The sequence below is a fragment of the Microcoleus sp. Pol17C6 genome, assembly GCF_036701145.1.
Taxonomy (GTDB): Bacteria; Cyanobacteriota; Cyanobacteriia; order Cyanobacteriales; family Microcoleaceae; genus Microcoleus.
This window is the reverse complement of sequence record NZ_JAUBQH010000020.1, coordinates 66,996-82,519: the sequence shown is the minus strand read 5'-3', so window position 1 is coordinate 82,519 and position 15,524 is coordinate 66,996. Positions and strand designations below refer to the sequence as shown.

14 protein-coding genes are annotated in these 15,524 nt (G+C 43.7%); 7 read left to right on the top strand and 7 right to left on the bottom strand.

Going from position 1 to position 15,524, the window contains the following annotated elements; translation table 11 throughout:
- The first annotated feature begins 391 nt into the window (after nt 1-391).
- The 4 genes from menA (at nt 392) to QUA25_RS12520 (ending at nt 4,874) form a co-directional block, all read left to right on the top strand.
- Nucleotides 392-1,288 (top strand): 2-carboxy-1,4-naphthoquinone phytyltransferase, encoded by an 897-nt coding sequence (gene menA / locus QUA25_RS12535; RefSeq protein WP_333038148.1) that lies wholly within the window; start codon nt 392-394, stop codon nt 1,286-1,288.
- Nucleotides 1,289-1,430: 142 nt separating this feature from the next.
- The gene (menH, locus tag QUA25_RS12530) at nt 1,431-2,231 is read left to right on the top strand and encodes a 2-succinyl-6-hydroxy-2,4-cyclohexadiene-1-carboxylate synthase (protein ID WP_333038147.1); all 801 of its coding nucleotides are present in this window, start codon (nt 1,431-1,433) and stop codon (nt 2,229-2,231) included.
- Nucleotides 2,232-2,242: 11 nt separating this feature from the next.
- Nucleotides 2,243-3,358: an o-succinylbenzoate synthase gene (locus QUA25_RS12525; RefSeq protein WP_333038144.1), complete on the top strand. Its 1,116-nt coding sequence runs from the start codon at nt 2,243-2,245 to the stop codon at nt 3,356-3,358.
- Between the two features lie 76 nt (nt 3,359-3,434).
- Nucleotides 3,435-4,874, top strand: a complete 1,440-nt coding sequence (locus QUA25_RS12520; protein WP_333038142.1) for a 2-succinylbenzoate--CoA ligase — start codon at nt 3,435-3,437, stop codon at nt 4,872-4,874.
- A 37-nt stretch (nt 4,875-4,911) separates the two neighbouring features.
- On the opposite strand, the gene QUA25_RS12515 is transcribed toward QUA25_RS12520, so the two are convergent.
- The 4 genes from QUA25_RS12515 to QUA25_RS12500 form a co-directional block, all read right to left on the bottom strand.
- Nucleotides 4,912-5,883 (bottom strand): putative 2-dehydropantoate 2-reductase, encoded by a 972-nt coding sequence (locus QUA25_RS12515; RefSeq protein ID WP_333038141.1) that lies wholly within the window; start codon nt 5,881-5,883, stop codon nt 4,912-4,914.
- A gap of 76 nt (nt 5,884-5,959) precedes the next feature.
- Nucleotides 5,960-6,385 (bottom strand): thioesterase family protein, encoded by a 426-nt coding sequence (locus tag QUA25_RS12510; RefSeq protein ID WP_333038138.1) that lies wholly within the window; start codon nt 6,383-6,385, stop codon nt 5,960-5,962.
- A 153-nt stretch (nt 6,386-6,538) separates the two neighbouring features.
- Nucleotides 6,539-6,985: a tellurite resistance TerB family protein gene (locus tag QUA25_RS12505; RefSeq protein WP_333038136.1), complete on the bottom strand. Its 447-nt coding sequence runs from the start codon at nt 6,983-6,985 to the stop codon at nt 6,539-6,541.
- A 366-nt stretch (nt 6,986-7,351) separates the two neighbouring features.
- Nucleotides 7,352-8,656 carry an ATP-binding protein gene (locus QUA25_RS12500; RefSeq protein WP_333038134.1) on the bottom strand — a complete coding sequence of 435 codons (1,305 nt, stop codon included), beginning with the start codon at nt 8,654-8,656 and terminating at the stop codon, nt 7,352-7,354.
- A 126-nt stretch (nt 8,657-8,782) separates the two neighbouring features.
- Here QUA25_RS12500 and QUA25_RS12495 point away from each other — a divergent pair, with 126 nt between their 5' ends.
- The gene (locus QUA25_RS12495; protein WP_190735279.1) at nt 8,783-9,106 is read left to right on the top strand and encodes a TMEM14 family protein; all 324 of its coding nucleotides are present in this window, start codon (nt 8,783-8,785) and stop codon (nt 9,104-9,106) included.
- 125 nt (nt 9,107-9,231) lie between these two features.
- Here QUA25_RS12495 and QUA25_RS12490 read toward each other — a convergent pair whose 3' ends face one another.
- The gene (locus QUA25_RS12490) at nt 9,232-10,257 is read right to left on the bottom strand and encodes a hypothetical protein (protein ID WP_333038128.1); all 1,026 of its coding nucleotides are present in this window, start codon (nt 10,255-10,257) and stop codon (nt 9,232-9,234) included.
- 77 nt (nt 10,258-10,334) lie between these two features.
- Between QUA25_RS12490 and QUA25_RS12485 the strand changes: the two genes are divergently transcribed.
- Entirely contained in the window at nt 10,335-11,747 is a 1,413-nt protein-coding gene (locus QUA25_RS12485) for a hypothetical protein (RefSeq protein ID WP_333038126.1), read from the top strand.
- Nucleotides 11,748-11,849: 102 nt separating this feature from the next.
- Here the strand turns inward: QUA25_RS12485 and QUA25_RS12480 are convergent, their stop codons facing one another.
- Both QUA25_RS12480 and QUA25_RS12475 read right to left on the bottom strand, forming a co-directional pair.
- Complete coding sequence (locus tag QUA25_RS12480; RefSeq protein ID WP_333038125.1) at nt 11,850-14,351, bottom strand: protein kinase domain-containing protein; 2,502 nt, start codon at nt 14,349-14,351, stop codon at nt 11,850-11,852.
- On the bottom strand, nt 14,345-14,737 hold the full coding sequence (locus tag QUA25_RS12475) for a hypothetical protein (RefSeq protein WP_333038124.1): 393 nt from the start codon (nt 14,735-14,737) through the stop codon (nt 14,345-14,347). Before QUA25_RS12475 ends, QUA25_RS12480 begins: the two co-directional genes overlap by 7 nt.
- 410 nt (nt 14,738-15,147) lie before the next feature.
- Here QUA25_RS12475 and QUA25_RS12470 point away from each other — a divergent pair, with 410 nt between their 5' ends.
- Nucleotides 15,148-15,447: a glycosyltransferase gene (locus tag QUA25_RS12470; protein WP_333038121.1), complete on the top strand. Its 300-nt coding sequence runs from the start codon at nt 15,148-15,150 to the stop codon at nt 15,445-15,447.
- Nucleotides 15,448-15,524 lie beyond the last annotated feature (77 nt).

The window sequence follows — 15,524 nt, the reverse complement described above, 5'->3', positions numbered from 1 at the left end:
CAGATTTGTCAGAAAGAGTGCGGTTTTGTCCCGCTAGAACCCCTATTTCGATCTAAGCACGGGAGGGCGATCGCAAAACATGACCTTTCGAGTTTCCCGGAAAGTTTGGGCTCGCTTGGGGCAAAAAACAGACGATCCTCTTCCAGGGCTTCGCCAACGCGCGATCAATCGAAACATTTAGACATAAAACTTTAAGATTGAGCGACTCAATCTCGACTCTCATGCGATCGACCCCGCAGAGGTTTACAGACGGGCATTACCGGGCGTGCGATCGTCCGCAAAGCCTCTCAACGGATGCCCCCCGCGCACTCAACCAGATACAGAGTAGAGTTTCTTCACCAATAAAATTGTAAAATTACTACGCTGCTATCAATTGAATCAAGTTTGTGTAATGACAACAAAGTTAATTGAACGTTCAAATAGTAAATTGTGGCTGGCGGCAATCAAGCCGCCCATGTACAGCGTTGCGGTGATTCCTATTTCAGTAGGAACTGCAATTGCTTTTGCCGAAACTCAAACGATTAATTCGTCAATTTTTTCGACATTTTTAATGTCAGCCATTTTGATTATAGCATGGTTGAATCTCAGCAATGATGTATTTGACTCAGAAACAGGCATCGATAAAAACAAAGCGCATTCTCTAGTTAACTTAACCGGAAATAAAGCTTTAATTTTCGGGCTAGCCAATCTGTTTTTAGCAGTTGGAGTGTCAGGAATCTGCGCCATAAGCTGGTGGCAAAAAGACCCAACAGTAATTTTGCTGGTAGTTTTGTGCTGTGCTCTCGGCTACACTTATCAAGGGCCTCCGTTTCGTCTTGGCTATCAGGGTTTGGGGGAAATTATTTGCTTTTTCACCTTCGGGCCGCTAGCCTTTGCCGCTGCTTATTACAGTCAAACTCAAACTTGGTCTGCAACTAATTTAGCGGCTTCTGCAATCGTGGGAATTACAACGAGTATCATTTTATTTTGTTCCCATTTTCACCAAGTTGAGGACGATTTGGCGGCGGGTAAAAAATCCCCAATTGTTCGACTCGGTACGAAAAAAGGTGCCCAGTTGTTGCAGTGGTTGTGCGGCAGCATTTATGTTTTGACTGTGGTATTTGTGGCTTTGGGAATGTTCCCAATTTGGACGCTGTTGATTTTTGGGAGTTTACCATTTGCGATCGACCTTTGCCGCCATGTCACAGACTATCACGACCAACCGATAAAGGTCAGCAACTCTAAGTTTATCGCAGTTACGCTGCATTTTTCGAGCGGACTGCTGCTGGCGTTGGGGTTTGCTTTGTAGAGCCGGCGATCGAGAATTCCGGTAAAATTGAGGTATGGTTTGCTAAGTTGAGGGAGTTCGTGGAGTTGGCAGAGTTGGGCGACTTCTCAAAATCTTCTTTAATTCAGCAATTCGTACCTCACATTGAATCGTAGAATTGTCTATGAACAAATTTAATAATTATAACTTTCACTATTCCTTAACTGGCAACAAGAATCAGCCGACACTTTTATTTTTGCATGGATTCACGGGCAGCAGTCAAGACTTTAGCAGGGTCATTCCCTTACTTTCTAACAGTTATTGCTGCTTAGCAGTTGACCTTCCCGGTCACGGAAAAACCAGAGTAATCGGCGACGAAAGTTGCTACAATATGTCAAATACTGCCCAAGCATTAATCGAGTTATTAAATGATTTACAAATAGATAAATGTTTGTTGTTGGGCTATTCAATGGGCGGGCGGTTGGCACTTTACATGGCATTACATTTTCCCGAAAGATTCGAGAAAGTAGTGTTAGAGTCAGCTTCGCCAGGATTGAAAACCGAAAAAGAGCGATCGCACCGCCTGGAAGCCGATTTACAGCTAGCACAAAAGCTGGAAAATAGCAACATTAAAGATTTTTTATTCAACTGGTACGATCGCCCTTTATTCAAATCTTTAAAAAACTCTCCCAACTTCGACAAACTCATAGAAACCCGCTTAGCAAACAATCCCTTAGAGTTAGCCAAATCTCTCCGCAATATGGGAACCGGCAACCAGCCCTCTCTCTGGGAAAAACTCGCACAAAATCACATCCCCCTCCTCTTGCTAGCGGGAGAATATGATGATAAATTTACAATTATAAATACCGAAATTGCCAAATTGTGTCCGGCCGCCCTTCTGGAAATTGTACCAAAAGCTGGTCACAATATCCATTTTGAAAATATTGATAATTTTGGATCAGTTGTAAGACAATTTTATGATTAACTAAAAAACTAATGTTTCATCAATTCGAGTTTCGCACTTATCAGCGAAAATTTAAGCGTCCCTTGCAAACAAGTCACGGCATCTGGGATGTTCGATCGGGAATTATCCTGCGACTTGTGGGCGAAAATAATCAAATTGGTTGGGGAGAGATTGCCCCTTTGAGTTGGTTTGGTTCCGAAAGTTTTGAGCAAGCTTTAGATTTTTGTAAATCGCTGGCGACTAATATTTCAGAAGAGGCGATTTTCTCTATTTCTGCTGAATTGCCTGCTTGTCAATTTGGCTTTGAGTCAGCACTATCAAACTCTAGATTCCCCCTAACCCCCCTTAATAAGGGGGGGACAAGAAATATTCTCAAAGTCCCCCTTATTAAGGGGGATTTAGGGGGATCTAGATTTCGCATAAAATCGAGATTGATTGCGGGTTCAGTCTTAAGCAGTCACCAATGGAGAGAGGTTGGGAATGAGGAAGAAAAAAATCGGTTCAGCGGTTTATTGCCAGCAGGTGAAACAGCTTTGCAGGTTTTGCAAGTGCTTTGGTTAGAGGGATATCGCACGTTTAAATGGAAAATTGGTGTTGCTGCAATTGAGGAAGAATTAAAGATTTTTCAGCAGCTAATGCAAGCAATGCACAATTGGTGCGATCGCGAAAAAGCATTTTTGCGCTTAGATGCCAACGGGGGACTCAGTTACTCGGAGGCTAAAACATGGCTGGAAGCTTGCGACAAGGTAAAAGCAACTCCCGATTTTTCTGCAGACATTGAATTTTTGGAACAGCCGCTGCCCGTAACACAGTTTCAGGAAATGGTAGAATTGAATGCTATTTATGCAACTGCGATCGCCCTTGATGAATCGGCAGCCAACCTCGATCGCATCCAAGAGTGCTACAGCCAAGGCTGGCGGGGAATTTTCGTCATTAAACCTGCGATCTGCGGTTCTCCATCTCAACTGCAAAAATTTTGTCAAGCTCACAATATAGACGCTGTTTTCTCCTCAGTATTTGAAACCCAAATCGGCCGACAAGCAGCATTAAATTTAGCAACACAATTGTCTTTAAATAAGAGAGCATTAGGCTTCGGAACCGATTGCTGGTTCGACGACAATGATTCGATTTTAGATGTTAGATTTTAGATTTTAGATTAGTCCCACGACTAAATCCAGCGGGTTAAGTAATTGTTTTGAATCGAAAAACTTGGTGAAAGCATCTATGGCAACAAATCTCACAGTAAATATTCGGGATCTCGCGGCTGGCTTGCCCGATAATTGGCTCATCGGTTGTGACAGCGGTGAATTTGCCCGAATTGTCGATCGGCTATTTCAAGAAATCACCCAAAATCCCGCACAGAAAACACCTCCAAAAATTTGCCTTGCAGAACCAGAACCAGTGCAATTTCTGGCGAGTTTCACCGCCGCCCGCGTCGCCAAATGCCCGATTTTTCTCTGCAATCCTAACTGGGTAAAACCCGAATGGCAACAAGTCTTTGATTTAGTTCAACCAGACATATTTTTAGGACAATACCCGCTTCCCAAAAATCCCCATATCCCAGTCCGCGAAGGCGGACTTCGTTTGTATAGCCGCGAATTCCATTCGCCCGAATTCGATTCGCCGACTAAAAACGGTTTTGATACGATCATGATTCCCACCGGCGGTTCTTCAGGAAAAATCCGTTTTGCCATCCACACTTTGGAAACGCTAACGGCATCAGTACAAGGTTTTCAACAATATTTTCAAGTTGACCAAATCAACTCATTTTGCGTTTTGCCCTTATATCATGTCAGCGGTTTAATGCAATTCATGCGCTCGTTTACTACCGGAGGAAAACTGGCAATTCAGCCATTTAAAGAATTAGAAAATGGTAAAAAAAGCAATATAGAACCCGAAGAATTTTTCATTTCTTTAGTTCCCACTCAACTGCAACGGCTGCTGCAAAATCCAGATACAGCTAATTGGCTGGGACGGTTTCGGGCCGTACTTCTGGGTGGTGCTCCCGCTTGGCCGGAACTTTTAGAAACAGCTAGAAACTATCAAATCAAATTAGCGCCAAGTTATGGCATGACAGAAACCGCCTCGCAAATTGCTACACTAAAACCCCAAGATTTTCTCGCGGGCAATAACAGTTCCGGTCAAACTTTACCGCACGCTAAAATAACTATTCGAAGTGCCAATGGCGATATTTTGTGCGATAATAAAATCGGAAATATTGTGGTAAATACTAAATCTTTGGCGTTGGGTTATTATCCTGAACAATTTGGCGATCGCGAATATTTCCAATTAGACGATTTGGGATTTTTTGATAAAAATAACTACTTAAATATCGTCGGACGCAGCAGCGACAAAATTATCACAGGCGGAGAAAATGTATTTCCGGCAGAAGTTGAAGCCGTTGTGCGATCGACTAATTTAGTTGTGGATGTTGCTGTAATTGGCTTGCCAGACAAAGATTGGGGTCAAGTGGTTACGGCTATCTACGTTCCCGCTAAGTCCGAAGTTACTGTCAAAAATCTGCAAGCGGCAATAGAAGATAAGTTGAGCAAGTTTAAGCGACCGAAATATTGGGTAGTCGTCGAACAATTGCCGCGCAATTCTCAAGGCAAAATCAATCGAGAACAATTGCAAGAAATTGCCATCGAATATCAATTTATGTAGGGTGCACAATGCGCACCTTACCGCTATTTGACCTAAATTACGACAAACCTAACAGCCTTCTCGTCCTCTCTGCTTCTTGTCTTTGAAAATCCACAAACTTCAACATTCGGTAAAGTACCTCTATTTGGGGCAACTTAATACCTGCTTGCTGCGCCACCCGTATCGGATTACCAAAAATCGCCTCAACTTCCAGGGGCCGCGATTCATCATAATCGATTTTCATGCTGGTGCGGTAAGGCTTCATTTTCTCAGTGTATTCGAGCATATGTGGGATAAAGTCATCGGGAATAATGCGATCGCAACTTTTGGCTCCCGCTACCACTTCCCCCATCATTTCCTTGACTAAAATCAGAGTATCAGGATTAGCCATCAGTTCGTCAGTCCTGGCATCCAACACTACAGACAGCCCGTTATAAGGAATATTCCAAACTAGCTTTTTCCACCTTGATAATAGCAAATCTTCGCTCATTTTAATAGGAATATGAGCACGTTTAAAGTCCGCAGCAATTTTGTGCAATCTATCAGTAATACCGATTGCTTTGTAGTCCTGGGCATATTCTCCGAGTGTGATAGTGCCGTAATCTAGGTGGCAGATATGACCGGGCCCAACTTTATAAGAACAGAGAAAACACAGCCCGCCAACCACTCGGTCTGCACCGACAATTTTAGCTACTTCCGGTTCGGCATTCAATCCGTTTTGCAATACTAAAACCGCGCCGTTATCCTTTAATAAAGGAGGCAATATTTTTGGCAACAAGTGATTTTGAGTGGTTTTCAGCGCTACAATTACTACGTCGCACTGAGGCATTTTGTGCGCGTCGTGGTAGGCGCGGACGTGGGGGAGGGTGAAGTCGCCTTCGGGAGAATCGACAATCAAACCGTGTTTTTTGACCCGATCGTAATCGCTGCGCAGCAAAAAATTGACTTCTAAACCTGCTTGTTGGAGTCTAGCACCGTAGAATCCGCCTAAAGCTCCCGTGCCCACAATGGCATAATTGCGATTTGACATAATATCAAAAAGTTAGAAATAATATCAACTAAACAGAAATTTGACTGTCATACCCTGCTATTATTTAAAGATAGAACTAATCGGAAATCTGAATCTCAAATTTCCTCATCCACTGCATTAAGTCTTCAGATAGCTGTTTTCGATTTCGGCTAACTACATTGATGCAGACGTGCTTAGTAAGAGCTTTTGCTGCGCTTCTTCCTGCAACTTCGCCAGAAAATACTTGATAGACAATTTCAAATTCATCGCCAGCAACTTGTTTGGGGGTCAATTGAATCGTCAGCCGATCGCCCGCAAACATTGGGCGATAAAAATCTACACTAGCATGAATTATGGGAAAGGCCACCTCGGGATTGCTGAAAAATGCTTTGAGATTGATTCCAGATGCTGCTAGAGATGCCTCGTAAGCTTCGTGGCACATCGCCAAAACGTTAGCAAAGTAAACGACTCCAGCAGCATCGGTATCTTGAAAGCGGACAGTGCGGGTGTAAGTGAAAGGCATTTGAGGTAGTAACGGGCGATCGCAAATTCGATCCTAATTTTACTAACCATCATATCGGTAAACCCGCACTTATGGAGAAGTTATCAGCTAAGTAAGTAGGCGCTAATTTTTTATATTGTAAAACACGCTCTACTCACTTCTTCCCATTCTTTTTTAACCTTTGTTCTTAATCAACATCACGTCTATAATCTTGAGTGCAACATCTTCGGAAAGCCCCAATGCACTGTAAAGATCGTTCAAAAGTTGTTCTTCTTCTTCTGAAACCTCGCCATCTGCTAAAGCGATATCAGTTGTTACAGCAAAAACAGTTTCTTTTAGTTCGTCTGGAAGCGTTGCCAAAGCCGCATTAAACAGTACCTCAACTCCTTGCCGTTGCAGAATCATCAGCAGGCGATCGAGCATTTTTCTCATCACGTCATCGGGATAACTGCGGAACAGTTGCATCCGAGATAGAGTCATGCTAATCGCTTTACTTTCGCTGTCATTGATGTAACCGTCGGCTGCTACGGCAATTAGCGCGATCGCCGCAAATGCTTCGGCAGGCCCTAACGTTACGTCCGTTTCTTGGCGAGTCTGCGATACTTTATCAAATAAGCCCATGATATTTTCCTCATTATTTAGTGGTCGATTTAGGGAGTCAGGATGGGTTCTGGCTCTGGAGGTTTCTTTGGGGATTTTGATAATTATATCAAATTTTGTTAGTTAGTTGTTATCAATAAAATTATGAAAAAATTAATAATTTTTATTTCGCCCTTGGGTGCTGTAAGGGCGGGTTGATTCCTATCCTGAATTGCCTTCCCATATATCGGCTAAAACAGGCATTTTGCACCCTTGTAAGCAACAGGCAAGATGCCTGTTCCACAAAGAGTGAAGTTTTTTATGAACAGGCAAAATGCCTGTTCATAAAAAATTTATTGAGAAGGATGTAACATCTCAGTTAAAACCCGCCTTCCCAGCGCAGACCATCTATTTGTCAAACAGGGCTAAATCTGCTTTCAGGAAATCAACAAACTGCCGCGCAGTCCTGCCCGATCGCCCGTTGCGACGAGTTGCCCATTCTTTAGCGCGGTGCTCCAAATCCTCAGCAGCGAGTTTGATTCCAGCAAGTTTTGCCAGATGTCGGACAATTGTTAAATAAGTGTTTTGATCGGCCGGTTCAAAAGTTAAAGTCAAGCCAAATCGATCGCTAAAAGAAAGTTTTTCCTGCACCGTATCCCAAGCGTGAACTTCGTCTCCATCGCGGGGGCGAGGCCTGTCGTCAAAAAACTCTCGAATTAAATGCCTGCGGTTAGATGTTGCGTAAACTACCACATTTTGAGAGCGAGCAGTGACATTTCCTTCCAAAACAACTTTCAGAGCTTTAAAAGCATCATCATCTTCTTCAAAGGAAAGGTCGTCTACAAAAATGATAAACTTTTGAGGAACTCCCCGCAACTGCTCGACAATTAGCGGTAAATCTTGCATATCTGATTTAGATACTTCAATCAAGCGCAGATTGCGAGATCCAAATTCATTTAACAGCGACTTCACCAAAGAAGACTTGCCCGAACCGCGGCTCCCGTACAGCAAGACGTGCAAAGCCGGATAACCTGCCAACAAAAACTCCGTATTTTTCACCAGAGCATCCCGCTGCCAATCGCAGCAAACCAACTCTTTTAAAGTTATGCGATCGGGATGCGAAATACTCGCAAACTGCCCTCTCCGCCACGCAAAAGCGCGATATTCGGCAAACAAACCAGTGCCAAACTGTCGGTAATAAACTGCCAAAGATTCCGCCGCGCTCGACCATTTTTCTAGTTTCCCGTGCAGCGGCAAATCTCCCGGTTCTGCTACAGTTTCTGAATGCCAAATCGGAGGCACTGCGTCAAGTTGACCCGCTACCCGAACCCACTTGCTCAACTGTTCGCTGCTGCATTCGTAAATATTTTGCAGCACTTGTAAATCATGTCTGGCGGCCTCCACCAACGCGGGGGGCAAACTTGCAAAATCTGTTTGCTGTGCTCGCCGTGAAAAGGGGTTTTCGTCTTTGAGAATTTCGGAAATCAGAGAATCTTTCCAGCTCAGATTTTTAGCAGCCTGAACTTTGAACCAGTTCCCGTAAGCTACCTGACATTCCAAACCGCTGACTTCGCTGTGGTGGAGGGCTTGCAGCAAATCCAGAAAAGCTTGACCTGCGGGGCTTTTGAGAACTGACTGATACAGCAGCAGGGATGCTGCTTGGCGCTGGAGGTAACGGATTTGGGCGATCGCAGCAGAAGTTAGGGCTGACATAATGGCAATTGTATAACAGTTACATATCCTGACTGGCTTTAATAAATTTTCTAACAATTCGTGACACTAATTGCAGGCCGCGCTGTATAAATTTAGATGCAAAGAGTCAATGCAGGAGGATTAAAAATGAATTTAGGTACAGCAGCGGCGATCGGCTACGGCATTTTAACACTGGTTGGCGGCATCATGGGTTATATCAAGGCCAAAAGCCAAGCCTCGCTCATTTCCGGCTTGATTAGCGGTTCGCTGCTAATTTTTGCCGGCACCGCCCAGCTTATGGGACAAAGTTGGGGTTTAACATTAGCAGCAGCCATCTCTGCTGTTTTAGTAATAGTCTTTATTGTGCGCCTTGTTAAAACTCAAAAATTTATGCCGGCCGGAATGCTAATTTTAGCTAGCTTAGCGTCTTTGGGCGCGATCGTTTACGAAATTAGCGGTCAATATCAATAATCTGTTGACTGTTGACTGTTGACTGTTGACTGTTTTTAGTGGTCAGTGGTTATTTGTTAATTGTTAGTTGTTCGTTCTAATAACCAATAAACAATAACGAATAAACAATAACCAATAACCAGTGACTAATGACTAATGACTGCATCAATATACTGCTGAACTTCCCTGAGTTGCTGCCGCTGGCATTCGATCCAATCTTTTTCCGCCGATCGCTGTTCCGGCGTCTCTTTCTGATACCGCGCCTGCTTCTCTAAAAAATTATTGTAGAATTTAATCGCTTTTTCAACTGTTTGAATTGCCAGTTTCAGGCGCTCCTCAAAAATTGCTAAAATCACATTTTCCAGGATTAACCCAATCACTTTACAGCACTCTTCAAAATCAACTACACTGATTCCCATATTGCTTTTATGAACCAGATTTTCTACAGGTTCTTTCAGCGTTTCTTTAAAAGTCTTCATATAAGGCTCCGGCAAATATTTTAGTGGCTCCGTAAACTTCGATACAATCTCCCCGCCTATTGATTGTAGTCGCTCTCTAAATTTAGACTGATTTTTTAGGTCGAAGCATTCAATACAAAGTTCAATTTTTTCTATATCAATAGATTGTAATTCTTTAAAAATTAAACTAAGTTCATTCTCCATAATTAAAATCACTCGCTCGGCTTGGACATCAACTTCATTCCGCAACTCTTTGTGCAAAGTATCTTTTTCAAAAGAACCAATAGTATCTCTTTGAAAGACTGGAGGGTTTTTATCCCACAAAAACCACTGATTTTTTAACTTGGTCGCCTTGTCGCTCCAAGATTGGCGAACTTTAACAACAGCATCATATTTGCCCTGTTTTCCTAAACTGCGAATTCTCACATCGCATCCGCTTAGTTCGCCAATTTGCTCCCAGACATCAACAGGCGATGCTCCAGCAATTCTCGGCTTGCTATTCCAGACATCCTCAGCTTGAGATACATCTTTGAAACATACCTGAAGTAGCCCCTTGAGTCTGATGGCAGATTGCTTAATTTCGTCAATACAAGGTTCCACATCTAAACTGAGTTGGGTAGCTGACTGTTTAATCTCCACGGATTGATATTCGTCTGCCAACAATCGATCGCTAAACAGGGTAATAGCCTGGAATGCCTTGAGATACTCATTCATCTGTCTTCATCTCTCGTTTCCCTAAACAGCATACAATACACAACATCTGCCTTTTTGAATGGAAACTGAGCCAGAACATGGATTATATATTCACCCCTGCAACTCAGGCGCGACTCAATAGTGGCAACCTTGTACAGCCTGCTGCCAAAACAGGAAAATTGCTCCCGGCAGCTAGAGATCCGTTGACAGGGGAGTTTGTGGAGCTTGCAAAAATCTTTTATCAATCAAGAAGTGAAACTCTATCCTCGCGCGGAGTTATAGGATTGCTCGCACAGTTAGCCGGAGGTGGCCCCATACAGCCGCTGGTAGCTCCCGTGTACGTGACACTGGCGCCGTTGCAGGTGGCTCAAACTCATCAGGGGTTTCAAAAAACATACAGAATGCTTAACTGTCTGAAAATTAATTTGGCAGTGATGCAAGCAACTGCTGCTGTCATTGGTATTGGCACTGTATCGAGCACCGTTTTGTCAGCAGTAAATCTCAACCAAGTATTAAAAATCAGGGAAGAGGCAAAGCACCAGAAGCTAAAAATTAAAGACGGATTTATCGATCTCAGACACATCCTCAAAGATAGGGGAGTAGAGGTGATCCAGCAGATTTTTAAGGTAGCTCACGACTCTAGTTTTGAAATGCACCGCCAGAAACTGGTTAACGGTTATGAAATTTTTTCTAAAGCTATCAAACGCTGTCAGTCAGCCCTGACGGTTCCCGATCTTAAACTTCGGAATTCCGAAATTAATAGCGGGCGGGATATGCTGTTTGAGGCTTTAAAAATTTATGATAATCCTAGTTTGTTGGAGGGGCTGTCTTCTGCTGGACAGCTCAGGCAAATGGAATGTGTTTGGGCGATCGAGCAGGCGATCGGCGTTACGTTTCACTTGCAGCGGGCCTACGATATGGTGAGCGATCGCCTGCGGGAACTCCAATCAAAAATTTGTCAAAATCTTCTAACTGTTGTTAAACGATGTCAATCCGAACCAGAACTAGATTTTTTATTTCCCGAAGTTACTAGAATTCTGGGTCATGATTTAAGTGTAATAGAATTTTGGCAAAATGAGGTTGATTGGATGCAAACTTTGTCTCCAAAAGAGCAGCACCAGTTAGCTAGTTTAGATAAACTCACCGGCGAAAGTTTAAAAAGCAGCGTGTATACTACATTAGCGGTATTAGCGACGGAACCTTCACTTTATGAAAGTTTAAAGCAAAAGTCTCACTTTCTATCCTTGCGCGACCAGCTAACCTTCGCTGTGTCGCCGGAAATCCGCCGGAGATACGAACTTTATGTCAACCAGCAGGCGATCGCTACTGGCTATCAAGGTTTAGCTGCCTCGAATTGGCAAGAAATATCCGATTTAACTGTGGCTAACCTCTACTACTTTTTTCAAATCCGAGAGAACTCAACTGAAAATTATCCAACTAAGGAGGAATTAGAAACGCCTTATTGGCACTTTCCTCCAACCTTAAAAAACGAGCTGAATTATAGCAATTAAATGACCAATGACTAATGATATCAGTTCCTCAAAAAAATGCAACTGTAGGCAAGTCCCCCACCATTATGCAGTAAGTCATTCCATCTAAAATCTAAAATCGTATCACCTCAGCCACAACTTAATAGTATTGTCTTTAGAACCGCTAGCAATAGTTTTGCCGTCGGGACTAAAAGTTACCACATAAACTTCATCGGAATGTCCTGTCAAAGTATTCAGCAATTCTCCGGTAGCAAAATCCCAAATTTTAATAGTTTTATCCTTGCTCCCGCTCGCAATAAACTTCCCGTCCGGACTGATAGCAACCGAGACAATATCGTCAGAATGTCCCTGGATAGAGCGAATTAAATCTCCGGTTTCGATATTCCAGATTTTAATACTTTCATCGTAGGAACCGCTAACTATTGTCTTGCCGTCTGGGCTAACAGCAACCGACCTCACCGGGTCGCCGTGTCCCTCAATAGTTTTGAGCAACGCCCCTGTTGCGACATCCACAACTGTAATTTTTTTATCCTTTGAAGCGCTAACCAAACTTTTTCCATCTGGAGTGAAAGCAACAGAATAAACAAAATCTGTATGGTCTGGAAAACTCTGAATCAAACGGCCAGTTGCTGCATCCGAAATCTTTGTGGTTTTGTCTCCGCTACCGCTAGCGACAAGCTGTCCGTCCGGGCTGAGAGCGACAGACCAAACAGAAGCAGTGTGGTCGAGACTGCGAATCACTTGCCCTGTTTTTAAATCCCACAGCATGACTCGCCAAAAACCGGTTCCAGTCGCCAGTTTCGTACCGTTTGAGTCAAAAGCAACCGACCAAATAGTGGAGGAATCTCCTGGAAAAGTGCGGATCGACTTGCCTGTAGCTAAATCCCAAATTTGGATGGTTTTGTCTTTAGAACCGCTGGCTAACATTAAGCCGTCTGGACTGAAAGCAACAGACCCAACGGCATCTGAATGCTGAGCGAAATTTTTGACTTTGGCGTTCTTCCACTGGAGAGCTGATTGGCACTGTTCCTGTAACTTCTGAGCGGACGAATAGCTGCTGGAAGTGTTGGCAATTGTTGGTATTTGGCTGATGCAGTCTTCATAATTGCTGGCTTTATAAAGAGCTTCAATTTGATTGAGCTCTTGGGATTCTTTCTGGGCTCGCTGCTGCCATTCTTGCCATTTGAGATATCCGTAAATTCCGCCGATCGCAGCTAAGATAGCCGCAATTGTTGCCCCGGCAAGATAAGGATTGAATTTGCGAGTTTCTTTGGGGACAAGTGCTGCTGGGCTGGCGATCAAGAAATCGGTTTTTCCGTTCAGATTTACCTGCGAGGATACCGCCGGACTTGCCTGCAATTCGAGTTGAGGGGCGCTACTCGCTGGTGGCAGATTGGGGTTACGGTGTCCCTCCAAAACTGTGGATATCGCCTTGTACAATTTAGCAAATAAAGATTTAGGAATGACTAATTCTTCGATTTTTGCGGCATCTTCGTCGGTAAGCCCTAAAACTTGCTGCAAGCGTTTTAATTCGTCGCGAGTTTCCAGAGAAAAGGGATATTCTTGCTGCATTGCTTCTTGCAGTGATTGTTCGTAGCGTTCGCCTTTTTCTCTGTATTTGCGGTAAGGGTTTAATACCTCATCTTCGATCGCCTCTGCTTCTTCTGGCAGCAATTCCAAACTGACGCGCAGTTCATCTAATATTCTCCGACCGACGACTGTAATATCACCCCGGCTGCTGCTGCGCCGATCGACTTCTTCGCGATATATTGTTAGCTTGGGAATCCGCGCCCGCGAGCGATCGCCAATTTTTCTCAAATCGGCTAAAGCTTCCGCCGCCGACTGGTACCTCTCCCGAAAATCGTAGCGCACCATATTGTCTAAAACATCGGCCAGCGCTTGGGAACACGTGGCTAAATGCCGCCAAACAATTTCGCCTTTATTAGAATTTTTCAAATCCCGCAGTTTCGGCAAATCGTAAGCCGGCAAACCCGTCATTGCTTGGATGCCAATCATTCCCAAAGCGTAGATATCGCTGTTGAGTTGCGGGTTGTATTGAAATTGTTCGATCGGCATATATTCCAGAGTGCCAATCCGCACCGTTACCGGCGCTTGTCTTTGAGCGATGTGAATTTCTTTCACCGAGCCAAAGTCAATCAAAACTAACTTGTTGTCGGAATAGCGGCGGATTAAATTTGCCGGTTTAATATCTCGGTGAATTACTCCCTGGCCGTGTACAAACACTAAAATTTCTAACAGTTCCTTCAGCAAAGAAATCATTTTTTCTTCAGTTAAAGGCTTGCCCGGTACAATCTCGGTTGATAGCGAGTGACCTGCAACAAAGGATTCAACTAAGAAAAATTCTTCATTTTCTTCAAAATAAGCGAATAGCTGAGGGATTTGGTCGTGTTGACCGAGCTTTTCTAGAACTTCTGCTTCTTTTTGAAAAAGACGGCGCGTAGTATTAATTAATTTCGGTTCGGTAGTACCGGGACGCAGGTGCTTGACAAAGCACTGCGGTTCTCCGGGACGGCGAATATCTTTGGCCAGATAGGTTTGTCCAAATTCTCCTGTTTCTATGACTTCAATGATTTGATAGCGTCCATCTAAAAGTTGGCTCACCATGATAATAACGCAGCCTTTTTTTGGTTGATTTTCGCAAGAAACAGTTGCAATGTTGAGTCAGTTGTATAGCCTTTTTCAGGTAAATTCGGTGTTCCTGGGCATTGGCAAAACAGGGCATTGGGCATTGGCAAAACAGGGCATTGGGTATTCGTAATAGTTTTTTCTTTCTTTCTTCTTTCTTTCCTTATTCCGACTTCCATCGGACTTCTTCCCTCTGACTTCTTTCCTTCTGACTTCTGACTTCTGACTTCTAAGTGAGATATTGCACCCTTCTCAAATACTTGTTTAGGAACAGGCAAGATGACTGTTCCACAAGAAAAATCATTCTTTGTGGAACGGGCATCTTGCCCGTTCTTGACAATGGTGCAACATCTCATTTCTGACATACTTTATTTTTTCAACATCTGCAAAGCTTGATATCCCAAAAAGAAAAAACCCAAAGCGCCGAGTACCGCTATCGTGTTCGCAAACACATCGACTGTAAAAAATTCGCCCATTGCAATATCCTCTGAAAACTGATATCTATCCTCGGCTTTTCGGTCGCTGTATGGGTGAGGGGTCTTGCCCCTCGCTGCGGGCGAGCCGAAAGATGCTCACAAATTATAGCAAAAGAGGCGGTCAAAATAACTTTTCGGGCGATCGACTAGCTTTTTGTTTTAATATTTTTTAATATTTAGGGAGACAAATCGTGTACCGAAATTTTGAGGTCAGTTCGCTTTGATATTGTTAACCCTGCTAATTTTTTCTCTCATTGTAAGTAGAGCTTACACTAAGAATTTGCGCCGATCGGTCAAAAATGCGCCTCACTCAAACCGACATAAGTTCCGCGAAGCCCTCACCGCAACCCGCCGCGCAGTTCCCTAAAGTTTCGGTAATCGTACCAGCATACAACGAGGCAGAGAATATTCGGGATTGCGCGATCGCCATTTTGGAGAGTACACCGCTGTCTGTGGAAAACTTAGAGGTTTTAATTGTAGACGATCAAACTACAGACGACACCAAGTCGATCGGGCAAACCCTGCAACAGCATCTCAACGACCCCCGGCTTAAAATATTAGCAGGTCAGCCGCGACTAACCAACCAATTACCTTGTTAACTATCTGTTTATCCGTAAGCGTAATTTTGCAGCATTACACTTTGCGCCGTTTGGGTGCCGAGATTTCTGAATGTCCT